Origin of the sequence: Corynebacterium sp. HMSC072D12, assembly GCF_001813925.1 — a bacterium.
Classification (GTDB): Bacteria; Actinomycetota; Actinomycetes; order Mycobacteriales; family Mycobacteriaceae; genus Corynebacterium; species Corynebacterium aurimucosum.
In genome coordinates this window covers 25193-46322 of the sequence record NZ_KV814418.1, presented here as the reverse complement: position 1 = coordinate 46322, position 21130 = coordinate 25193, and the positions used below count along the sequence as shown (strand labels likewise).

The window sequence follows — 21130 nt, the reverse complement described above, 5'->3', positions numbered from 1 at the left end:
CTGCCGTGACGCATAAAGAAACGCACCATCGCCCAGAACTTCACTTCGTTCCCGATAGCGGGATCCTCGACGCCCCCGCAGGGATCGTGCGGGACGGTCATACCTGGCACCTGTTCCACCAGTACCGTCCTGATGCCGGCCAGCCTGCGCGCTGGGGCCATTCCACCTCTGAGGAAACGGCCTTCGAGTGGCTGGAGTGCGACGACGTCCTCGCCACCGTCGGCGGCGAGCTATCGCTGCGTGCAGGATCCGTGGCGGAAGGAAAGGACGCTCTCAACCTGTACTTCACGTCGGTGACCTCGGTCGGCACTAGCGTGCGCTTGGCGCGCTACACCGACTACGCCGATGAATGCATCGTGTCAGATGACCCTTCGGCGCTCGACCCAGACGTTGTCCGCTTCGGGGAAGCCGTAGGCGCCCACACCAATTATGACCGCTTCCGCTCGCCCTCCGTGGTCCCGGACTGGGCCAAGGAAGACCGCGAAGAAGGACACGATGGCTGGCTTATGCTGGCGCTGACCGGGCATTCCGACGCACCAGTACCGGTAATCCTGGACAGCCCCAACGGCGAATCCTGGACGCTCCTCGGCCCCTTGAGCTTCGATGGTGATCCTGGCTTTAAGGAGGGCGAAGTTCCGGCCACCTCTCCCATCCCGCCGGTGGTTTCACCGCGTCTGGTACGCCTGCGCGACGAGGTGGATAGGGAAATTTACGACGTTCTCTTCGTGACCTTGGAACGCGAGGGCCGCGATGTCTCCGGATATATCGTGGGCCGCCTTGATGGCACTGTGTTCACCGTGGCGAAAGGCTTCCAGCGCGTGGACTTTGGCCATGACTTCTCCCGCCCGCGCAACACCAACACCACGACCGGAACAATTCCGCAGGATTGCCGCTACGACCGCGCAGTCATCCTCGGTCTGCTCAACGGCAACGGCCGCGGCGATGATGCCACCAAGCACCCCACGTGGGAGGCTGAGGGCTGGGCTAATAGCTTGTCCCTGCCGCGCGCGGTGACGCTGCAGGGCGGCGTGCTGTTCCAAACCCCGGCGGAGGGGCTGCCGGATGCTGTAAAGCTTTCGGATTACGCACAGTCTTGGACGGGCGTCCTCGAAGTACCTACGGGTTCGAGCGTGACCGTGACGCTGAAGGACGGCTCTGGCGATACCGCTGCGGTCATTCGCCATACTGGTGAAGAAATCAGCCTGGACCGCTCCATGTCCAAGGCCTTCGATAACTACTTCAAGGACTCCGCTCCTGCGGTAGCGCCGCTGGCTGAGGGGGATTCGGATACCCTCACCGTCATTCAGGATGGTGCCAGCGTTGAGGTCTTCGTCGACGGCGGTTTGGTGGCCATGAGCTCCCGTGTCTACTTCGATGGTGGTTGCTCCGCCATCGAGGTCAGCACCGATGGCGAAGCTGTCATTGAGCAATCGTGGAGCCGCAAGGGTACCAAGCGCTCCTAATCGCATCGACTGCGAGACGGCATATAGGAGGAGGACCGAGTTGTCTCGGTCCTCTTTTTAATGCGCCCCCCTACCCTTCGCGCTCACCGGGGTTCTCAAACAACCACCGCGGGCGCTGCCGGTGAGCGCGAAAGGAGATTGAGGCGGAGGTCTATGCAGATGCCTTCGAGCGCCGACAAGACCACGCAACATCAGAGCCACAACGAGCCAGGCCGGGCCTCACCCCGCCCTTCGCGCTCACCGCGGACCATAAACTTCCTCCACGCTCATCCCCGGTGAGCGCGAAGGGTGGTTTCGAAGAGAAGCAGCGAAGGAAGGCCCTAAAAAGGAGCGTCAGCAATTAGGCCGAGCGCAGGCGATCCAGGCGAGCGTGAGCCGTCACGGTCAGCGACTGCGGCAAGGAGGCCATGCGCTCTGCCAGCTCTTCCGGACTGATGTGGCGCGCCGACGGGCTCATACCAACCTGTGCGGCGATGGAGGCCTTATCCAAGACGATGGGGAAGGAAATATCGACCGGGTCGGCCGCCTGCTCCAAGAAACCTTCCGCCTGCGCGTAAAGGCGTTCCACCTTGCCTTCTTCCACGCCGAGGATGCCCAGAGGCTCCCGCAGCTCGTCCAGATGGCCCGCCTGTGGAGTCAGCACGATGACCTCCCCGCCCGGTGCGAGAACGCGCTGGAACTCCGCCGGGTTGCGCGGGGCAAAGACCACCGAAATGGCGTGAATCGAATCATCCTTTAGCGGAAGGCGCTCCCATACATCCGCAACCACGGCGCCAACTCGCTCATGCGACTTGGCCAGGTGCTTAGCCGCGTGCGTAGAGATATCCAGGCCAACGCCGCGTGCGCCCTCAATCGAATCAAGGGTGTGTGCGAGGTAGTAACCCGTACCCGCGCCGACCTCAAGGAGCGCAGGGGCGGTGTCCGCATTCAGGCCAGCCGCATGTTCAGCCGCATCCTGGGTCTCCAGAGAATCCTGCACCGCACCGGTGACTGCCTCCACGAAGGGAGCAAAGTGTCCCATGGCCAGGTAGGTTTCGCGGGCGTTGACCATCGCGGCATCATCGCCTTGGTGCTTCAAACCGGCACCGGCTGCCAGCGTGACGTAGCCCTGCTTGGCCACATCATAGGAATGGCCGGTCTCCGACACGAGGCGGGAAAAATCATCCGCACCCTGCAGGGCGCTGCCATCGGCGGGATCGGCCAGAATATCGACGATATGTGAAAGCATGCTCCTAGACTAGCTAGAAACTGCTACGAGGAGTGAACCCAGCTCCGCTGCTTCTTCTTTGCTGAGCTCAATAACAATGCGCCCACCCCCGTCAGAAGGAATGCGCATGACAATCTTGCGGGACTCCTCTACCGCTTCCATCTCTCCACCAGTGGTACGGGGCTTCATCGCTGCCATATTGAGTCTCCTTCGACTGAGTTTTGTACGTCCCTCTAGTCTAGCCCTTTTTCAGCCGACGGCGGCAGGCTCGTTCCCACAGGCTTCCCCGCAAACTCCCTCAAGGCCTCGTCCAAGGACGAGTCAAAGGGTTAAGCCGAAGGTTCGGAAGAAGCGTCAGACGCTGTCGCCGGCGCTGCCTTTAAACGGCGCTCCACCGCAGCTAGGAGGGCATCCACCTGGTCCTGACGGTAGCCGCGCGCGACCACGTCGAAACGCAGGTCGTCGAAACGCCCCTCGTCGAGGGCACACAGATTTTCATAGTCGGTGTCCACAGCCTTGTCGGGGGCCTCCATAACAGGTCCCCGCCCCACCAGGCTTCCCCACGCCCACGTGCCAATGATCACGAGAGCGATGAGGACAACGAACAGCAGCATCCAGGACAACATGCGCTAAATCTTACCCAGCAGCGGCGGTCGTTGGGTAACAGGCCCGACCACGCCCGCGCGGGAGAGGATGGTGCGCGAAACTACATCGGCCATCGGGGATAGCTCATGGAGCGGGCGGTTGCGGTGGGCGCGAGTGCCCAGGTCCACTTCGGCGATGGCGTGGGGGCCGTGGCGCTTGGCGACGTCTATCAGTAACCCCGCTTCCACCCCATAGCCCGCGACGAAAGGCAACCCCACAGCCGCATCGCGGCGAATTGCATACTCCCCGCCCAAAGGCTGATCAATGTGCGCGAGCTCTGGGAAAAACATGCGCAGAAGCGGCTTGGCGCTCAGCTCCGTGACCCGCCCGCCACCTGTGGGCTGACCGTTCAGGCTGCGTGTATAGCGCGCCTTGACCAGCTGCACGTGGGGGTCCACAAAAGGCTCACTTAGCGCGGTCACCATGCCGGGGGCGGCGGATTCTAAATCCGCATCGATGAAGACGACGACCTCGCCCCGGGCCGCGGCCACCCCGCGCCACAAGGACTCGCCCTTGCCAGGCTGCGGCGGCTCCTCCACCACGTCGCGCCAATTGCACACCCGAGCCCCGGCCGCGGCTGCCTGTGCTGCGGTCCCATCGGTGGAGTCGGCGTCGACGACGATGACCTCTAACGGATCGTCCGCCAGGCAGGAGCGCACCACGTGGGCGACGGTGCGCTCCTCATTAAGCGCAGGGATGACTACAGAAACGCTGACAGACATGGCTTAGGCTAGCCCCCGGGTCGTCGCCAAGGGCGCCATCTGGCCCTGGATGGCGGCGGTCATGCGAATGACATCGAGTGTCGGGGCCACCTCATGGACCCGGAATGCCGCGACGCCCCGTGCCGCCGACCATGCCGTTGCCGCCAGTGTGCCCGCGACGCGCTGGTCCACGGCGCGGTCGAGGGTCTCACCCACAAAGTCCTTGTTCGACAAGGCCATGAGCACCGGCCAGCCCGTCGCCACGATCTCCTCTATGCGCCGCAACAACTCCAAACCGTGGAATGTGTTTTTGCCAAAGTCGTGTGTGGGGTCGATGAACGTCAACTCCTCCGGACAGCCGAGGTCGGCGGCGCGCTCAGCTAGCCGCGTGGTCTCGGTGATGACATCGGCGACCACATCGTCGAAGTGCACACGATGCGGGCGGGTGCGTGGGGTCACGCCACCGGTGTGCGAGCACACGTAGCCCACCTTGTGGTGGCCAGCCACCTCGATGAGCTCGGGGTCCCAGCCGGCCCACGTGTCGTTGACCAGACCAGCACCGGCGGCGATAGCCGCTTCTGCTACCTCAGCGCGCCACGTATCCACGGAAATCAGCGCCTCCGGGCGGCGGCGGTGCAGCTCCGCGATGGTGGGCACGACGCGCTCGATCTCCTCGGCCGCGTCGACGTGCTCACCCGGGCCGGCCTTGACTCCGCCGATGTCGATGATGGCGGCGCCGTCGTCAAGCGCCTGCTCAGCGCGCTGGATGGCGGGGTCGAGCTCGAAGGTGGCGCCCTTGTCGTAGAAGGAGTCGGGTGTGCGGTTCACAATCGCCATGACCCGCGCGAGGTTGTGCGCTTGGGTCACTTGTTTTCTTGCTCCCGCAGGCGCTTGTCCGACATCACCTTGTGCGCGGCCAAGATGTGGGCGACGGCTTCGTCGATATCGTCGGTGATCAAGAAGAGATCAAGGTCTTCAGGGTTGATGAACCCGCCCTCGGCCAAGGTTTTCTTCATCCACTCCACCAAGCCGGACCAATATTCGGTGCCCATGAGCACGATGGGATAGTTGGTCACCTTACCGGTTTGGACCATGCACATGACTTCGAAGAACTCATCCATGGTGCCCATGCCACCCGGTAGGCAGATGAAGGCCTGGGAGTACTTGAGGAACATGGTCTTGCGCGCGAAGAAGTAGCGGAAGTTCAGGCCAAGATCGACGTAGGGGTTCAGGCCCTGCTCGTGCGGCAGCTCGATGCCTAAGCCCACAGACAGTCCGCCGGCCTCATGCGCGCCGCGGTTGGCCGCCTCCATGATGCCGGGGCCGCCGCCGGTGATAACGGCGTACTTGGCCTCTACTAGGCGGCGGCCCAAGGCAACGCCCAGCTGGTAATTCGGATCATCCTCCGGGGTGCGCGCAGATCCGAAGACGGTCACGGCCTTGGGCAGCTTGGCCAGCGCGTCAAAGCCGTCCACGAACTCGCCCTGAATGCGCAGGACGCGCCAGGGATCGGCGTGCTGCCACTCATGATCCGCACCGGACTGCAGCAGGCGCTGGTCAAAGGTGGAGGACTGCTCTCCAGCAGTGCGCACGAGAAGAGGTCCGCGCAGAGTGCGCAGTTGCTCAGGCGTCATAGTGGTCTTATCCCTTCAGGTAATTCAAGAGTGCGGTCGAGACTTCGGTGATCTGAACGACGGGTACTTGCTCGTCCTTCTTGTGGGCAAAGCCCGGATCCCCGGCGCCGAAATTGACGGCTGGGGTCCCCATCTCGGAGAAACGGGCCACATCGGTCCAACCATACTTGGCGCGGACGTTGCCGCCGACGGCGTCGACAAGCGCGCGTGCCGCCGGCTGGCCCAAACCGGGCAAGGCCGCACCCGCGATGTCATCGACCTCCACGGTGATGTTCTCGTGCTCGCCGAGGACCTCCATCAGGTGCGCCAGCGCCTCCTCGGAGCTGCGGTCGGGGGCGAAACGGAAGTTGACGAACATCCAGGCCTCATCCGGGATGGTATTGGTGGCCACGCCGGATTCGAGGTGGACGATGTTGAGGCCTTCCTTGTAGGTGCAGCCGTCTATCTCGACGTCGCGCGGCTGGTAGTTGGCCACGTTGAGCATCACCGGTGCCAGCGTGTGCGCGGCATTGGAGCCGAGCCAGGCGCGGGCTGAGTGCGCGCGGGTGCCGTGGGCGGTCACGCGCACGCGGATGGTGCCCTGGCAGCCGGCCTCGATCATGGCGCCGGAAGGCTCACCCAGCAGGGCTAGGTCTCCCTGCAGCCACTCCGGGTGATCCTTTTGCAGGTGGCCCAGACCGTTGAATTCGGTGGCGACCTCCTCGCCCTCATAGGCAATAACCGTGAGATCGTGCTTGAGCTCATCGGAATTGTACAGCTGCGCAAAAGCGTTGAGGTAGACAGCCATGCCGGACTTCATGTCAACGGTGCCGCAGCCATACATGATGCTGCCATCCTCCAACATGGTGTGGGGCACGTTATCGGCTAAGGGCACGGTATCGATGTGGCCGGCGAGGACCACGCGGCTTTTAAAGCCCCGATTCGTCCGGGCACAGACGGTGTTACCGTAGCGTTCCACCTCTACTTTGCTCTGGTCCAGACCACGCAGAGCCTCTTCGACCGCATCGGCGATCGCTTGCTCGTGGTGTGAAGGGCTGGGGATATCCACCAAGGCCTTGGTCAGCTCAATGGGATTGGAGAAGAGATTTAAAGTCACAACCCGCCATGCTAGCGCCCCCGGTTGCTTAGTGCATTGCGTAAAGTACTTCCCGTTGCAAACAATCAACAGCGTTGAAGGTGATTTCCCTATGGCTGCGGCCACTCAACTCAAAACCCGCCACCTCACCATGATGGGCCTCGGCTCCGCGGTGGGCGCGGGCCTCTTCCTGGGCGTCGGCCTGGGCATCCAGGTCTCCGGCACTTCCGTCCTTATTTCCTATGCGGTGGCTGGTGCGCTCATCGCCTTGGTGATGTGGATGCTCGGTGAGATGGCTGCCGCCCGCCCTTCATTGGGTGCGTTTTCCACTTATGCGGGCCAGGCTTTCGGGCCGTGGGCGCGGTTCACGCTGGGCTGGATTTACTGGTTCATGCTGGTCATGGTGATGGGCGCAGAGATTACTGGTGCCGCGGCAATCGTCTCCAACTGGTTCGGGGTAGACCCCTGGATTCCAGCATTGGTGGCCGTAATCCTCTTCGCCATCGTCAACTTTGCCGCCGTGGGCGGCTTCGGCGAATTCGAGTTCTGGTTCGCCATCATCAAGGTTGCCACCATCGTGGCCTTCCTCGGCATCGGCGTGCTCATGGCACTGGGCATCCTGCCGGGTATGGATCTCTCGGTGGCGGGCCACAACTTTACGGAGAACTTCCTCCCCAATGGCGGCCCCGGCTTTGCTGCCGGCCTGCTCGCCGTGGCTTTCGCATTCGGTGGCATCGAACTGGTCACCATTGCCGCAGCTGAGTCCGAAGACCCCGCACACAACGTGGCCACTGCCGTGCGCGCCATCATCGTGCGCATCATGGTCTTCTACATCGGCTCCATCCTGGTCATCACCATGGCCTTGCCTTTCAGCTCTATCCAGGACGCCGATGTGGCCGCGGACTCGCCCTTCACGTTGGTCCTTGCGGCCGCGAAAATCCCCTTCGCCGCGGGATTCATGGAGGCGATCATTGCCCTGGCGCTACTCTCCGCCTTCAACGCGCAGATCTACGCCACCTCCCGCTTGGTCTATGACATGGCTAAGGACCACAGCGCGCACCACGTCTTTTTGAAGACCAACGCCTCCGGCTCCCCCATTTATGCGGTGGTGCTCTCCATCGTCTTCGCCTTTGCATCGGTAGCTCTGCAGTACTGGAACCCGCCGGGACTTCTGGCCTTCCTCTTCAACGCGGTGGGCGGTTGTTTGCTGATCATCTGGTGCTTCATCGTGGCTTCCTACATCAAGCTGCACCCTCACATGAAGGCCAATGGAGACCTCACTACGCTGCGTGTTCCGTGCTTCCCGTGGCTGCCATGGATCACCGCCCTGGCGCTGGTGGGTCTTACAATCCTCATGCTTTTCGACCCCTCCGCCCGCAACCAAGTCCTCGCCGTCCTCATCCTGACCGTGGCCCTGGTTGTGATATTCCACCTACTCCCGGGTAACTCAAGGCGCGGGGCGGACGCGTAACTGCTAGGGTGTGAGCCTATGACTTCAGCATCCGCACGCGGCCTGGCAACCATTACCCACGACGGCACCGTCCTGGACGTCTGGTTCCCCGCAGTTCACACCGATATCTCTGTAGAAGCCAGCGGCACCGAGCGCTTGGAGGAGGTTCCGCAGCAGTTCGCTGACCTGGTGGGCCCCGACGAGGAGCGCGGCGTCGCCCGCATCGCGGTGGAGACCTCTATCAAGGATCTGGACGAGGCTCCCGCCGACACCTACGACGCTTACCTGCGCCTGCACCTGCTCTCCCACCGCGCAGTCAAGCCTCACGGCCTGAACGTAGACGGGATCTTCGGCAAGCTGGCCAACGTCGTGTGGACCAACTACGGCCCCTGCGCGGTTGCCGATTTCCAGATGGTCCGCGGCCGCCTCGCTTCCCGCGGCCCGGTCGTCGTCTACTCCGTCGATAAGTTCCCGCGCATGGTGGACTACGTTGTCCCCTCCGGCGTGCGCATTGGTGACGCGGACCGCGTTCGCCTAGGCGCCCACTTGGCTGAGGGCACGACCGTGATGCACGAGGGCTTCGTCAACTTCAACGCCGGCACCCTGGGCGCCTCCATGGTCGAGGGCCGTATTTCCGCAGGCGTCGTCGTGGGCGATGGCTCCGATATCGGCGGCGGCGCCTCCATCATGGGCACCCTGTCCGGTGGCGGCAAGGAGGTCATCTCCATCGGTGAGCGCTGCCTGCTCGGCGCGAACTCCGGCGTGGGCATTTCGCTTGGCGACGACGCCGTCGTCGAAGCCGGCCTCTACGTCACCGCCGGCACCAAGATTGCCGTCTTTGGCAAGATCGCGGCGGCCCTAGGCCTGTCTGAGGGCGACACCATCAAGGGTTCCAAGCTCTCTGGTGTTTCCGGCGTGCTGCTGCGCCGCAACTCCGTGACCGGCGCCGTCGAGGCCGTCGATTGGAAGTCTGAGGCTGTGGCTCTCAACGAGGACCTGCACAAGAACTAAGCGCTGCTGCTTGAGGCCCCCGTTTCTGCGGGGGCCTTTCGTGATCCCAGATTCATTCCCTCGCCCACGTCCCTGTGCCACGGGCACCCCTCGATGCCCTACCGCCGACAGCCGCGGCCTAGAATGCTAAAGGTGACTGCTCAAAACGATTCCTCCTCTCGCTCACTCGGCAGCGGCTTGAAGGTCCGCCACCTGACCATGATGGGGCTGGGCTCCACCATTGGTGCTGGCCTTTTCTTAGGCACCGGTGTAGGCATTTCTGCCGCCGGCCCCGCGGTCCTTTTGGCCTACCTCATCGCTGGTTTCCTTGCCATCCTAGTCATGCAGATGCTCGGTGAGATGGGCACGGTCATCCCCGCATCCGGCTCCTTTTCCGAATACGCGGAGCACGGCATCGGCCGCTGGGCAGGCTTTACGCAGGGCTGGATTTACTGGCTCGCCACCGTCGCTGTCCTTGGCGCGGAAATCACCGGCGCCGCCGGATTCATCGGCGCGTGGTTTAACTGCCCGCCCTGGATCCCCGCGGCCATCTGCGTGGCACTCTTCGGCACCATCAATCTTTTGCGCGTGCGCTTGTTCGGCGAGTTCGAGTACTGGTTCGCCTTCATTAAGGTTGCCGTCATCATTGCTTTCCTCATTATCGGCGCACTATTGATTTTCGGACTGCTTCCCGGCCATACCTTCATCGGCACGTCTGTTTTCCTTACCGATGGCTTCATGCCCAACGGTTTCGGTGGTGTGGCCGCTGGTCTGCTCGCCGTAGCTTTCGCCTTCGGTGGCATCGAGGTCGTCGCCATCGCCGCGGCGGAATCCGAGGATCCCGAGAAATCCCTCGTCAACGCCGTGCGCACTACAATTACCCGCATTTCGGTGTTCTACCTGGGCTCTGTCCTCGTCATCACCTTCCTCCTGCCCTATTCCTCGCTCGGCTCCGCGCAGTCGGCCGCCGAGTCGCCGTTCACCATGGTCTTGGACCGCGCGGGAATCCCAGGCGCGGCAGCCATCATGGAAGTAGTCATCGTTCTCGCACTGCTTTCCGCTTTCAACGCGCAGATTTACGCTTCTTCGCGCATGATGCACTCGCTGGCCTCCCGCGGTGAGGCGCCCAAGCTCTTCGCCGCCACCGACCGCCGCGGCGTCCCGACTGCGGCCATCGCGCTGTCCGTCATTCTTTCCGCGGTGATGGTCGTCCTGAACTATGCGGATACCGGGTGGCTGCTGTCCTTCATGCTCAATGCCGCTGGAGCCTCGCTGCTTATCGTGTGGGTGTTCATCGCGGTGAGCCAGTTGCGCCTGCGCCCCCAGCTCGAGGCCATCCACCCACTGCCGGTGCGAATGTGGGCCTACCCCTACCTCACGTGGTTCGCGTTAGCTCTCTTCGCAGCCATCGCGGTGCTCATGCTTAGCGACGCCTCAGCCCGCATCCAACTCTTCTCCGCCGCCACCATGTTCGCGGTACTCGCAGTTGCAGGTGTCATCAACGCCAAGGCCCGCGGGATTGCCCCGACGTCTCGCCTGCCCCTACCTACGGCCGAGGAGCTCGAGGCCCGCTAGCCGGCCCACACCCTTCGCGCCGCCCCTCTCCCCCTCGCGCTGCGCCTCACTACCGGGCCCCTCCTTCCGTTCGCGCTCACCGGCGCACGACGTCGCGCTGCTTTCCCGCTCCCCGTGGCCGCAAAGGGTATAGCGCGTGAATAATCCCTTCAGCACGCGTCTTCACACCGCAGCTCCACCCCTTCGCGCTCACCGGCGATGGCTAGCACAGCGGCCGAGGCCTCCTCGTGAGCGCGAAGGGTACGCGGCCCCGAAGCCGTCATATCCAATGCCCCTCCCGATCCTTCGCGCTCACCGACATCGATCGGGCAGCCTGTCCAAGGCTGCCTGTGAGCGCGAAGAGGTTTTAAGGGAAGTAAAACTACCTAAATTGCGGACACGACAACCTTTACCGCCGAAATCAGCGTCTCGGGGCTGAGTTATCCACAGGCGGGAAATTGACCGTCGACACGTCGTTAAGCACTGCATACCTTGAGCGTCATGAAGGCATGGACGACCGCGGAGCTTCGCGCGCAAGGCTTGAGCAAGGAGGCAATCAGGCGGAAGCTTCGCGCGGGGACGCTCTTTCGCGTGCACCGTGGGATTTATAGCGACGAGTGGTCGCCGCTAGCTGTGGCGCGGGCTCTGGCGCACGGGCTCAGTCGAATACATTTCACGGGCAAGACCGCGCAGGAGATTCACTTGGGGAGGAAGCTGACCTTTCCACTGGAAGCCGAAGGTCCGCGCACGCTCCAGGGCAAGAATTTTCGGGTGACACATTCACGCCTGGCGGCTACTGCAAAGGTGAATGGCCTGCCTGTTGTTCAGGTGCTGTGGGCAGCTCGTCGTATGGCCGCTAACTGCAGACAACTGCTGGAAGAATATTATCGCGGCAAGACTGGCCCTGAGCGTTTGGACAATGACCGGCGGAGAATGCGTCGGGTCCCTCGGCGTTTGAAAGAGACGATACGCCGCACGCCCATCGGTACGGACAGCGTGCCGGAGCGCCAGCTCAGTCGAGGCCTTAGCGCAGACGGAATCTTTCCTGAGCACAACGCGCTCATTGCGGGCTACCGCTTTGACCTGAAGATTGGCAAACTCATCGTGGAGGTCGACGGCTGGGAGCACCACAAACATAGTCGTGCGTTTCAGGCAGATCGCTCGAAACAGAACGCAGCAGTAGCTCATGGGTATACGGTTTTGCGCTTTACTGCTGACGATATCCGCTACCACCTCGACGACGCCGTTCTACTCATCAAAACCATGCTTGAGCAGCTCAAAGGACGGAATCCGACGTTGCCGGCTGTGGTGACGCAACCCTATTGGACATGGCACTTGTGTATGTAACTCTTGAATTTATGACAAGCATTCTTTACACTTGGTCACGCAAGCACGACATACTGTAAAGGAAGCCACATGGCCGAGCATCACAATATGGTCCGCAAATGGCGGCGCTGGCTCGAGATGTCCCAAGCCGAACTCGCCGAACGAGCCGGCGTATCCCGCCAAACTATCGCCAATATCGAACGCGGCAACTACTCGCCCTCTGTCTACCTAGCGCTAGACATCTGCCGCGAACTAGGAAAAACCGTCGAAGAAGTCTTTGGAGATGAACAACATGATTAACGCCATTGCCAACTACACGCTCCGCGAGATCGACCGCGCTTCCCGCGACGAATTCGAGCGCGAGACTTTCTACAAGGCCTACGCCATCTCTGCGCCGCCTGCACAGTTCCTCGAGTTCGTTGTCGCCGCCATCCTTGCCTGGGTCCTCCCCGGTCAGATGAGCATGCTGAGCTTCCTCGTCATCGTGCCTTCTGTCTTAGGAAATACCATCGGAACTACGTGGCTGCGCAAACGCGTTGCCGCTCCGCTTGTCGGCCGTAATTGGTCCGCGATGGCGATTTACTTCATACCGATAATCGCGATGATCGCGGGTACCGCATTCAACGCCTATGCACCAGCTGACGGCCACATTCCCTCCGCTTATCTAGCCGGCGCCGCAGTTGGCGCTATCACCGTCCTCATCCTCGCACCCTTCATCCGCCGCTATCAACACCGTCGAGACCAAGCCCGCCTCGACGCCGAGCTCGACGATTAGACCGCACTGCGCGGCCTATCCCCTTCCCGCCCTTCGCGCTCACCGCGGACGGCGGGTTCTCGTTTTTACAGGCGCTGGTGAGCGCAAAGGGAGAATCAGGCGACTACCGCACTAACCCGCAGCTATGATCCTCCCACCTGCCGAAACATTAGTACCTGCTGCGCCGCTGGCACCGGTTCCGCTGCCATCTCCCTTCACGCTCACCGTGTGCGGGAACTAGCGATTCTTTTAGACGCCGGTGAGCGCGAAGGGCGGGCCTCCAGCTTCCATCCCTAAGCGCTCACCAGCGCGATGGCACGCCTCCACGCCAGGTTCCCGGTGAGCGCGAAGGGAGCATTGCTTGCCGACGCCCCCCCTTCCCGCTCACCGCAGCATGTAAAAGTCCCCGGCGGCCAACGCTGGTGAGCGCGAAGGGCAGGCGCGGGGCAGGTGCACTGCGGAAGGGCAAGCGGGTTGGCGGAAGGGCAGGCAGGGCGGGGCGAAGGGCCGAAATTAAGCCGGCTCGGTCTCGTGGACCACGACCGGCGCCTTGGGCGTCGAGCGGAAGGTCCACAGCTTGTTGAAGATGAAATTGATGGGCATGGCTACCACGATGGAGATGGCGTTGGCCCAGTAGTACATCGTGCGGAAGCCCGTGGAGTCATCGAAGATATGGGGAGGCAGCTGCAGCGGCGAGGTTGGATTCATCAGCAGGTACTGCACCGCGAGGGTCACCAAGTATGCACCGATGCCTGTAATGAGAAACGGGAAAAAACCGCGTAGCCAGGACACTTTGTTGACGGACTTGAACGTCCACATGCGGTTGAGCTGGTAATTCCAGGTATTCGCCACGAGGAAGGCAATCGTGGAAAAGAGCATGAACCAGCGCACGTGGAACTGTGTGCCGAAGAGATTGAACATCGCGTCATGCGGCGTGGCGCCAAACCAGGCCAAACCGCATTTCGCAGCCACAATCGAGGTCGCAATGTTGACCAACGTGCCCGAGCCGCCGACCAGACCAAACTTGATGAACTGGCCAAGATTCGAGGAAAAGCGAGCAAAGCTCAGATCCGCCATGGACACGTCCTTTGCAAAATGCTCAAAAATGATGAATAAAACTTCGTATGAGTCTAGTCCCTCGCGAAGCGCACGCTAAAACCCGCGCCGCAAGAGAGCCGAATCTCACAGCTTAAACTCACGCTTCTCGCCCGAAAGCGGATCCTTAAAGCTCATCGCAATGTGGGAAAGCTGCAGCGGCGTTGAAAAGTCATAGAGGGACAACCCGCGATCCACCGGATAGGTATCATCCCCCACAATCGGATGGCCTAGGTGGTTGAGCACCACGCGAATCTGGTGGGTGTGGCCGGTCAGCGGCCAGACATCGGCTACCGCTCCCCGAGCGCGCACCCGAGTCACCGTAGGCGTGCCGCAAGGATCCACGCGAACTTGGCGCTCGCCCCGCACTCGCCGCATGCCCAGCCGCACCGTGCCGTCGAAGGAGAAGGGCGCGGTCACCCTAGCCCTGTAGTGCTTAAGCACCGCACGCTCCTGGAAAAGAAGCTGGTAGGCAGACCGCGTACGCGGATTGCGCGAACACAACACCAACCCCGACGTCAACCGGTCCAACCGGTGCAGCGGAACAATGAAGTCCTCCCCATAATCCACTCGCAGGCGGGTCTGGAGGGTCTCGCGGACGATGCGCCCATTCGAAGTCGTGGGTAAGAAGTGCGGCTTGTCGACGACTATCAGGTCCTCGTCCTCATATACCACCCGGTAGTCAAAGGGAATGGGCACTTCACGCGGGATAGAAGGGTGATACCACGCCAACGTGGGCCCAGGAAGTAGAGTGCCGGGCTCCAAGCGAGTGCCAGGAGAAAACGCGGAATCGCCCGCCTCACCTGCCCAGTAGGTAGGAGTGGCGGGCACGATGCCGGTGAGCATCACCTTGCGCGGGCTAATCCCCTCCCGCGCCGGCGGGCGAAAGACCACCTACTCAGCCAAGCGCGCGACGGCTGCGGCAATCCGCTCATCGGTGCCGTTCAGGCCGATGCGTACGTACTGCTCGCCCGCTGGGCCGTAGAAATCACCCGGTGCCACGAGGATGCCGCGCTCGGCCAGCCAGTCAACGGTCTCGCGGCAGTTCTCACCACGGGTTGCCCACAGGTAGAGCCCAGCCTCGGAGTGCTCGATTCTAAAGCCCGCGCCGGTCAGTGCGCGCATGAGTTCTACACGGCGCGCGGCGTAGCGCTGGCGCTGGAGGGCTTCGGAGGGGTCGTCGTCAAGCGCGGCAACCATGGCCGCCTGAATGGGGCCCGGCACGATGAGCCCTGCGTGCTTGCGCAGCTCCAATAGCTCCGCGATGAGCTTGGCATCGCCCGCGAAGAAGCCCGCGCGGTAGGACGCCATGTTCGCGCTCTTGGACAGCGAATGCATGGCGATAAGCCCCGTATTGTCCCCATCGGTCACGCGCGGATCCAGGATGGACACCGGCGGGTTCTCATCATCCCAGCCCAAGCCCATGTAGCACTCATCTGAGGCCACGATGGCATTGTTCTCGCGCGCCCAAGCGACGATCTCACGCAGCTTCTCGACGCCCAACACCTTGCCCGTCGGGTTCGACGGCGAGTTGATGAACACCAGCGAGGCGTCTTCGAAGTCATCGTCCGCACGCAGGGGCTTGGCGCCGGCCAAGAGCGCACCGACTTCATAGGTGGGATAGGCCACCGTCGGGAAAGCTACGGTCTCGCCACGCATGCCCAGCAAAGTGGGCAGCCAGGCGATAGCCTCCTTGGTGCCGATGACCGGCAGCACCGCGTCCACATTCATGTTGTAGCGGCGCTGCAGCGCCTTCGCGATGGCCTCCCGCAGCTCCGGGGTGCCCTGGGTCTGTGGGTAACCGGGAGCCTCGGCCGCTGCGGACAGTGCTAACTGCACGCCAGGGGCGACCGGATCAACGGGGTTGCCAACTGATAGGTCAACGATCCCGTCTGGGTGCGCCTGGGCCTTCTCCTTGGCGCCGGCGAGCGAGTTCCACGGAAAATCCGGGAGTGTGTGTCCAAGCGGCGTGCGGCTCATGTTCTACTCCTGGTTCTGGGGCGGGAGCGCAGAGATCATCGGCACGTCAAAGTCCTGCGGGCCGAGTGCAGCTGCACCGCCCGGGGAGCCGAGGTCATCGAAGAAGGCGGCGTTGGCGTCGTTGTAATCCAGCCACTCATCCGGGACATCATCCTCGTAGAAGATGGCCTCCACCGGGCAAGCCGGCTCGCAGGCGCCGCAGTCCACGCACTCGTCCGGGTGGATGTAGAGCATGCGCTTGCCCTCGTAGATGCAGTCGACCGGGCACTCTTCAACGCAGCCGCGGTCCATCACGTCGACGCAAGGCTGCGCGATGGTGTAAGTCATAAGGTGTTTAAACTCCTGTGTGTCACGGGTTTTCTACGACTAACAGTATGCTACTCCGAGGCGAAAAATGGCCAAACGCTACCCGCGATTCCCGCGGCGAACAGCAGCAGGCTGAGAATATTATTGGGCAGCAGGCTACCGTCACCGATGGCGGCTCCCAGCATGAACGCGAGAAATCCTCCCACCCACGCCAGCCCGGGCACACCGGCGATGTAGGGATTCTCACTCCACAGGCGGGCTGTGCGAGTCAACACTCCGTTGAACCAGAATGCAATGAGGATGGTGATGGGAAAGGCCATCCCGGACTCGCCGGGCCACGGCAGACGAGCAGTGAGATAAACCACCTCGAGAGTCAGCGAGCAGAGTGCGCCTAAGACGAGCCACACTAGGCCCCCTACCTGCTCGCCGCGGGAGAAATCAGTGCGAATGGCGCGCTCGTTCATTTCTCCCCCAGCAATGAATCCTGTGGTTCACCCTGCCCCAATTGGTAGAACTCTTGACGCAGCAGAGGCATGGTGAGCAAGTTTGACAAGGCATAGGCTGCGGGAACCTCCGCGGGATCCTTGAGCCCTGCCTGGGCGGCGTGCGGGTTGACGGTGGTGAGGGAGCCGTCGGCAAGCCAGATCTGCGTGGCGTGGGCCAGCATCGCTGCACGCTTGGCGCTGAGAGCCGCGTCAGTGAGCTCGTAGGTGATATCGCAGCCAGCGTTGGTGAAGTTGTCCAGGTACTCCTTGTCCGGCAGGCTCCAGCCCTCGGGAGGTGTGACAGCCTCGAGGCCGCGATAGTGCGCGGTGCGCTCGAAGACGGCCCACCAGATCCGCTGCTCCGGCTCGGCAGCCGCATGCACGGCCTTGTGTACGGCGATATGGTCGGGGTGCCCGTAGCCGCCGTCCGGACCATAAGTCAACACCGCGTGTGGTCGCAGCGCAGCAAGGTGGCTACGCAATAAATCTGCGGCCTCGTCCACACGGTTCACCAGGGCCCGCGGATTCTCGTGAGCGGGCGAGCCTTCCATCCCGGAATCACGGAAGTGCCCAAATCCGCCCAGCTGAATGCCCTCGACCCCTAACGCGTCGAGCGCGTGCTTGAGCTCCCAAGCACGGAAACCTCCCAGCTGATCGGTTTCTGCCAGGCCTTGGTAAGGCTCGCCGATGATCTCGCCTTCCTCACCCAGCGTTGCGGTAATCACGGTGACCTGCGCGCCGCGCGCGGACAAGTCCGCCAGCGTGCCGCCGGTAAAGAGCACCTCATCATCCGGGTGAGCGTGAACAGCCACGACGCGGTAGCCCGCGAGATCCTTAATCATCGTCTTTCCTCCACTGCGGTGCGCTAATCAGACCGGAATCCCAGTCCTTAATGCTTTGTCCGGGGCCAACAATACCCTTGCCCAAAGCGTGGACTCGCACCTCATTGAGCAGCGGGATGAAGAGCACTTCTTCCTTGTTGAGGTGCTCTACCCGCTCTTCGGCGGCCTCGGAATCCAGTTCGCCTGAAAGAATGTCAAGGGCTGACTCTGCGGAATTTTCTGGGCAGAATCCCGACAGCGTTGCCGCTGGGCGCGTCGGCGTTGCGCACACGAAGTAATTGGCCAAGGTTATCGCATCCCTGCCGTTCTCATCCCACGCCACCACGGCATCAACCTTGCCCGCCGGAAGCAGATCCGAGGTAATTGTAGTCAGGCGTTCGGTGACGACCTCCGCGTCAATAGCCTTGGCTTGCAGCACGTCCACAATGGTGGTGGCTGCCGCCAAGGCCGTGGGATTTTGAGGATCCACACCGATGCGCACGGGCTTGCGTCCCGCCCGCTCCCGCAGTGGGGCAAGTTCCGCGTTACTGTCAAAGGGGTTGTTCCCAGGCTCCAGCTCTGAGGCACGGCCAGTGGCCAAGCGGGCTATCTGGTCGGTATCGAGAAGCGAAGCCAATGCGCGGCGCTGGGGCTGCTCGTTGAGAGCGCCCTCCGCAGCGGACATTTCCAAGCGGAGCTGGCGTTGCCGTGTCACCACACCGGTATTGACATTGCTGAGCAGGCTCAGGCTCTCCAGGGTGGTCTGTTGCGGGGTGAAATCAGCAAAACCGATCTGCCGCGAGCGCAACATATTCACCGCTTGCGCGGTATCGCGAACCGCGCGCAGCTGGATGACGTCGATGTTCGCGGGATCTTCTCCCCAGAAACGGTCATTGCGATTAAGCGTGATGATTCCTCGCCCGCGGTCCATGCTTTCCACGAGGTAGCGCCCAGCAGAGGCGGGGATCCCGTCGGCCAGCACTGAGGCGAAATCCCTGTCTTCTAGAAGGTGGGAGGGCAAAAGATGGGCAAAAAGTTTGTGCCAGTCTTCGACGCGGTGGTCGAAGTCCACGGTCACCACCCGCCCATTGCCGGAGGTCCGCACAGCCGAGATCGCCCGATAGCCAGAAACATTCTTAGCCCCCGGGGTGCGAGTTATCTGGGACCACAAATAGTTAAAGTCGGAACCACTGATCGGCGTGCCATCAGACCATTGGGATGGCGCGGCGATGGTATAGCGCACACGCATCGCAACGCCTTCGGGGGCTTCGATCTCCTCGGCAGATTCCAGGACATCCGTGTCCATCTCGGTGCCGTGGAACGCAGAGGGCAGCACTAGCTCCGCAATCTGGTTGACCAGCTCAGAATTATTTGCCACGAGGTGCGGGTTGAGGCCGCCGCGCAGCGGGTCAACCCCGATGGCCACGGTGCTGCGCTTCGGCAGAAGGTCCTCTTCGGGCGCTGCCTCAGGTGGCGGGGCGGTGGTGCTGGAATTCGTTGGAGTGGCGCTGCGATCATCCTCGTCCACCACCGGCGGCGGGCCAGGGTTAGCCTGGCAGGCCGTCAGCAGGGCGGCTGCGAGGATAACGCCGAGCCGAGGCAGGAAACGGTCCACTCCACACAACCTCAAATTCCGGAAAGTACTTCTTTACCACCCTGGGGCGGCGCTTGACGACGCCCCACGCATCCCCAGTGGTTACTTGTTGAGCTGCTTAGCGCGGGCGGCCGCACGCTTGCGTTCGGTGGAGGACAGCTCGACCTTGCGCACGCGCAGGACGTTCGGGCCGACCTCGACGCACTCGTCGGTGCCACAGAACTCCAGCGCCTCTTCCAGGGACAGGGTCCGAGCCTTGGCGAGGGTGACGGTGGCATCCGCGGTAGCGGAGCGCATGTTGGTCAGCTTCTTTTCCTTGGTGATGTTGATATCCATATCCTCATCACGGTTATTGGCGCCGACAACCATGCCTTCGTAGGCCTCCATGCCCGGCTCCACGAAGAAGTCACCACGGTCCGCCAACTGCTGCAGAGCGTAGGCGGTGATCTGGCCGGAACGGTCGGCCACCAGCGAGCCCGTCGGGCGTGCCTTGATATCGCCAGCCCAAACATCGAGACCATCGGAGATGGAGTTGGCGATACCAGAGCCGCGAGTCTCCGTCATGAACTGAGTGCGGAAGCCGATAAGGCCGCGGGCGGGGACGCGGAAAACCATGCGGACCCAGTCGCCCTCGCGGACATCCATGGACTGCATTTGGCCCTTGCGGGTGGCCAGCAACTGGGTAATAGCGCCCTGGTGCTCGGAGGGGGAATCGATGGTGAGCATCTCGTACGGCTCCATCGTCTTTCCGTCGATGACCTGGGTGACCACCTGCGGCTTGCCGACGGTCAACTCGAAACCCTCACGGCGCATGTTCTCGATGAGCACGGACAAGGCCATCTCGCCGCGGCCCTGAACCTCCCAAGCATCCGGGCGCTCTGTCGGCAGCACCTTGAGGGAGACGTTACCGATGAGCTCCTGGTCCAAGCGAGCCTTGACCATGCGGGCAGTGAGCTTATCGCCGCCGCCCTGGCCTGCCATCGGGGAGGTGTTGACGCCGATGGTCATGGAAATAGCCGGCTCGTCGACCTTGATGCGCGGCAGCGGCTCCGGGTTCTCCACGTCCGCGATGGTGTCACCGATCATGATGTCGGAGATACCGGAGATAGCCACGATGTCACCCGCGATGGCCTCGGTATCCGGCTGGCGCTGGAAGCCAACGGTGCGCAGGAGCTCTGCCACCTTGACGGTCTTGGTGTGCATCTCCCCTTCCTCGTCGTAGTGCATCCAGGCCACCTGCTGGCCCTTCTTGATGGTGCCAGAGTAGATGCGCAGCAGGGCGATACGGCCGAGGAAGTCATCGGAGTCCAGATTGGTCACGTGCGCCTGCAGCGGGGCGTCGACCTTGGCGGAGGGCTCAGGGAGGACGTCATAGATGACGTCGAAAAGCGCCTGCAGATCATCAGCGTTCGGGACGTTGCCGTTGCCCGGGTTTTCGGTTGAGGCCTTGCCCTCGCGGCCGGAGGTGTAGAGGACCGGGAGATCCAGCAGCTCCTCAGCGGCCGCAGCAGCTTCCTCATCCTCGAGGCCGGCGGCGATTTCTAGCAGGAGATCTTGCGCTTCGGTGACGACCTCATCGATGCGGGCATCCGGGCGGTCGGTCTTGTTGACGCAAATGATGACCGGCAGCTTCGCCTCCAGAGCCTTGGTGAGCACGAAGCGGGTCTGCGGGAGGGGGCCTTCGGAGGCGTCGACAAGCAGCACAACACCGTCGACCATCGAGATACCGCGCTCCACCTCGCCGCCGAAGTCGGCGTGGCCCGGGGTGTCGATGACGTTGATGATGAGATCCCCGCCGTCCTTGCCCAGGCCCTTGCGGTGGATGGCGGTGTTCTTCGCCAGAATGGTGATGCCGCGCTCGCGCTCCTGATCATTGGAGTCCATGACGCGATCCGAGTGTTCGCCATGGTCGCCGAAAGCGCCGGACTGCTCCAGCATGCCGTTGACGAGGGTGGTTTTACCGTGGTCAACGTGCGCGACGATGGCTACGTTACGGAACTCAGTATTACTCACGTGTGGGGTGCTCCTTAAAGCATGATGCGTTAGCGAT

The 21130-nt window shown here is 62.4% G+C and carries 22 protein-coding genes; 7 read left to right on the top strand and 15 right to left on the bottom strand.

Features of this window, described 5'->3' with window-relative positions:
* Positions 1–5: 5 nt before the first annotated feature.
* Positions 6–1463: a GH32 C-terminal domain-containing protein gene (locus HMPREF2943_RS11775; RefSeq protein ID WP_070711799.1), complete on the top strand. Its 1458-nt coding sequence runs from the start codon at positions 6–8 to the stop codon at positions 1461–1463.
* A 340-nt stretch (positions 1464–1803) separates the two neighbouring features.
* On the opposite strand, the gene HMPREF2943_RS11770 is transcribed toward HMPREF2943_RS11775, so the two are convergent.
* The 7 genes from HMPREF2943_RS11770 to dapE form a co-directional block, all read right to left on the bottom strand.
* Positions 1804–2691 carry a methyltransferase domain-containing protein gene (locus tag HMPREF2943_RS11770; protein WP_070645263.1) on the bottom strand — a complete coding sequence of 296 codons (888 nt, stop codon included), beginning with the start codon at positions 2689–2691 and terminating at the stop codon, positions 1804–1806.
* Positions 2692–2700: 9 nt separating this feature from the next.
* Complete coding sequence (locus HMPREF2943_RS11765; protein ID WP_010187237.1) at positions 2701–2868, bottom strand: DUF3117 domain-containing protein; 168 nt, start codon at positions 2866–2868, stop codon at positions 2701–2703.
* 131 nt (positions 2869–2999) lie between these two features.
* Positions 3000–3296, bottom strand: a complete 297-nt coding sequence (locus HMPREF2943_RS11760; RefSeq protein WP_070443162.1) for a DivIVA domain-containing protein — start codon at positions 3294–3296, stop codon at positions 3000–3002.
* A gap of 3 nt (positions 3297–3299) precedes the next feature.
* Entirely contained in the window at positions 3300–4037 is a 738-nt protein-coding gene (locus HMPREF2943_RS11755; protein WP_070711797.1) for a glucosyl-3-phosphoglycerate synthase, read from the bottom strand.
* Positions 4038–4040: 3 nt separating this feature from the next.
* Positions 4041–4853, bottom strand: coding sequence for a dihydropteroate synthase (gene folP, locus HMPREF2943_RS11750; RefSeq protein WP_210399741.1), 813 nt, complete (start codon positions 4851–4853; stop codon positions 4041–4043).
* A 26-nt stretch (positions 4854–4879) separates the two neighbouring features.
* Positions 4880–5650, bottom strand: coding sequence for an LOG family protein (locus HMPREF2943_RS11745; protein ID WP_070645270.1), 771 nt, complete (start codon positions 5648–5650; stop codon positions 4880–4882).
* Between the two features lie 7 nt (positions 5651–5657).
* Complete coding sequence (gene dapE, locus HMPREF2943_RS11740) at positions 5658–6746, bottom strand: succinyl-diaminopimelate desuccinylase (protein ID WP_070711792.1); 1089 nt, start codon at positions 6744–6746, stop codon at positions 5658–5660.
* Positions 6747–6837: 91 nt separating this feature from the next.
* Here dapE and HMPREF2943_RS11735 point away from each other — a divergent pair, with 91 nt between their 5' ends.
* The 6 genes from HMPREF2943_RS11735 (at position 6838) to HMPREF2943_RS11705 (ending at position 12820) form a co-directional block, all read left to right on the top strand.
* On the top strand, positions 6838–8196 hold the full coding sequence (locus HMPREF2943_RS11735) for an amino acid permease (protein WP_070711790.1): 1359 nt from the start codon (positions 6838–6840) through the stop codon (positions 8194–8196).
* A gap of 18 nt (positions 8197–8214) precedes the next feature.
* A complete protein-coding gene (gene dapD, locus HMPREF2943_RS11730; protein WP_070443173.1) occupies positions 8215–9186 on the top strand; it encodes a 2,3,4,5-tetrahydropyridine-2,6-dicarboxylate N-succinyltransferase in 972 nt (323 codons plus the stop codon).
* Positions 9187–9309: 123 nt separating this feature from the next.
* Positions 9310–10740, top strand: coding sequence for an amino acid permease (locus tag HMPREF2943_RS11725; RefSeq protein ID WP_070711789.1), 1431 nt, complete (start codon positions 9310–9312; stop codon positions 10738–10740).
* A gap of 480 nt (positions 10741–11220) precedes the next feature.
* Positions 11221–12066 (top strand): type IV toxin-antitoxin system AbiEi family antitoxin domain-containing protein, encoded by an 846-nt coding sequence (locus tag HMPREF2943_RS11715; protein WP_070711783.1) that lies wholly within the window; start codon positions 11221–11223, stop codon positions 12064–12066.
* 69 nt (positions 12067–12135) lie between these two features.
* Complete coding sequence (locus HMPREF2943_RS12590; protein ID WP_070443181.1) at positions 12136–12345, top strand: helix-turn-helix transcriptional regulator; 210 nt, start codon at positions 12136–12138, stop codon at positions 12343–12345.
* On the top strand, positions 12338–12820 hold the full coding sequence (locus tag HMPREF2943_RS11705) for a hypothetical protein (protein WP_070645320.1): 483 nt from the start codon (positions 12338–12340) through the stop codon (positions 12818–12820). The genes HMPREF2943_RS12590 and HMPREF2943_RS11705 overlap by 8 nt, the downstream gene beginning before the upstream one ends.
* 492 nt (positions 12821–13312) lie before the next feature.
* Here the strand turns inward: HMPREF2943_RS11705 and HMPREF2943_RS11700 are convergent, their stop codons facing one another.
* The 8 genes from HMPREF2943_RS11700 to typA all read right to left on the bottom strand — a co-directional run bounded on the left by HMPREF2943_RS11700 (position 13313) and on the right by typA (position 21093).
* Positions 13313–13876 carry a GtrA family protein gene (locus HMPREF2943_RS11700; protein ID WP_070711780.1) on the bottom strand — a complete coding sequence of 188 codons (564 nt, stop codon included), beginning with the start codon at positions 13874–13876 and terminating at the stop codon, positions 13313–13315.
* A gap of 105 nt (positions 13877–13981) precedes the next feature.
* The gene (locus HMPREF2943_RS11695; RefSeq protein WP_070711778.1) at positions 13982–14788 is read right to left on the bottom strand and encodes a pseudouridine synthase; all 807 of its coding nucleotides are present in this window, start codon (positions 14786–14788) and stop codon (positions 13982–13984) included.
* Positions 14789–15874, bottom strand: a complete 1086-nt coding sequence (gene dapC / locus HMPREF2943_RS11690) for a succinyldiaminopimelate transaminase (RefSeq protein ID WP_070443191.1) — start codon at positions 15872–15874, stop codon at positions 14789–14791. It abuts the gene before it with no gap.
* Positions 15875–15877: 3 nt separating this feature from the next.
* A complete protein-coding gene (gene fdxA / locus HMPREF2943_RS11685) occupies positions 15878–16201 on the bottom strand; it encodes a ferredoxin (RefSeq protein ID WP_070443193.1) in 324 nt (107 codons plus the stop codon).
* Positions 16202–16251: 50 nt separating this feature from the next.
* Positions 16252–16644, bottom strand: coding sequence for a hypothetical protein (locus HMPREF2943_RS11680; RefSeq protein WP_070443195.1), 393 nt, complete (start codon positions 16642–16644; stop codon positions 16252–16254).
* Positions 16641–17504 (bottom strand): PIG-L family deacetylase, encoded by an 864-nt coding sequence (locus HMPREF2943_RS11675; RefSeq protein ID WP_070711816.1) that lies wholly within the window; start codon positions 17502–17504, stop codon positions 16641–16643. The genes HMPREF2943_RS11680 and HMPREF2943_RS11675 overlap by 4 nt, the downstream gene beginning before the upstream one ends.
* Positions 17500–19101 carry an ABC transporter family substrate-binding protein gene (locus tag HMPREF2943_RS11670; protein ID WP_070711775.1) on the bottom strand — a complete coding sequence of 534 codons (1602 nt, stop codon included), beginning with the start codon at positions 19099–19101 and terminating at the stop codon, positions 17500–17502. The genes HMPREF2943_RS11675 and HMPREF2943_RS11670 overlap by 5 nt, the downstream gene beginning before the upstream one ends.
* Positions 19102–19182: 81 nt before the next feature.
* Entirely contained in the window at positions 19183–21093 is a 1911-nt protein-coding gene (gene typA / locus HMPREF2943_RS11665; RefSeq protein ID WP_070711771.1) for a translational GTPase TypA, read from the bottom strand.
* Positions 21094–21130: the final 37 nt, after the last annotated feature.

What these genes read in the sequence shown, in the direction of transcription:
- dapD (WP_070443173.1), top strand. Translation starts at nt 8,215, where the DNA reads ATGACTTCAGCATCCGCACGCGGCCTGGCAACCATTACCCACGACGGC.
- HMPREF2943_RS11745 (WP_070645270.1), bottom strand. Translation starts at nt 5,650, where the DNA reads ATGACGCCTGAGCAACTGCGCACTCTGCGCGGACCTCTTCTCGTGCGC.
- folP (WP_210399741.1), bottom strand. Translation starts at nt 4,853, where the DNA reads ATGGCGATTGTGAACCGCACACCCGACTCCTTCTACGACAAGGGCGCC.
- HMPREF2943_RS11770 (WP_070645263.1), bottom strand. Translation starts at nt 2,691, where the DNA reads ATGCTTTCACATATCGTCGATATTCTGGCCGATCCCGCCGATGGCAGC.
- fdxA (WP_070443193.1), bottom strand. Translation starts at nt 16,201, where the DNA reads ATGACTTACACCATCGCGCAGCCTTGCGTCGACGTGATGGACCGCGGC.
- HMPREF2943_RS12590 (WP_070443181.1), top strand. Translation starts at nt 12,136, where the DNA reads ATGGCCGAGCATCACAATATGGTCCGCAAATGGCGGCGCTGGCTCGAG.
- HMPREF2943_RS11705 (WP_070645320.1), top strand. Translation starts at nt 12,338, where the DNA reads ATGATTAACGCCATTGCCAACTACACGCTCCGCGAGATCGACCGCGCT.
- HMPREF2943_RS11700 (WP_070711780.1), bottom strand. Translation starts at nt 13,876, where the DNA reads ATGGCGGATCTGAGCTTTGCTCGCTTTTCCTCGAATCTTGGCCAGTTC.
- HMPREF2943_RS11715 (WP_070711783.1), top strand. Translation starts at nt 11,221, where the DNA reads ATGAAGGCATGGACGACCGCGGAGCTTCGCGCGCAAGGCTTGAGCAAG.
- HMPREF2943_RS11725 (WP_070711789.1), top strand. Translation starts at nt 9,310, where the DNA reads ATGCTAAAGGTGACTGCTCAAAACGATTCCTCCTCTCGCTCACTCGGC.
- HMPREF2943_RS11760 (WP_070443162.1), bottom strand. Translation starts at nt 3,296, where the DNA reads ATGTTGTCCTGGATGCTGCTGTTCGTTGTCCTCATCGCTCTCGTGATC.
- HMPREF2943_RS11735 (WP_070711790.1), top strand. Translation starts at nt 6,838, where the DNA reads ATGGCTGCGGCCACTCAACTCAAAACCCGCCACCTCACCATGATGGGC.
- HMPREF2943_RS11680 (WP_070443195.1), bottom strand. Translation starts at nt 16,644, where the DNA reads ATGAACGAGCGCGCCATTCGCACTGATTTCTCCCGCGGCGAGCAGGTA.
- HMPREF2943_RS11755 (WP_070711797.1), bottom strand. Translation starts at nt 4,037, where the DNA reads ATGTCTGTCAGCGTTTCTGTAGTCATCCCTGCGCTTAATGAGGAGCGC.
- HMPREF2943_RS11765 (WP_010187237.1), bottom strand. Translation starts at nt 2,868, where the DNA reads ATGGCAGCGATGAAGCCCCGTACCACTGGTGGAGAGATGGAAGCGGTA.
- dapC (WP_070443191.1), bottom strand. Translation starts at nt 15,874, where the DNA reads ATGAGCCGCACGCCGCTTGGACACACACTCCCGGATTTTCCGTGGAAC.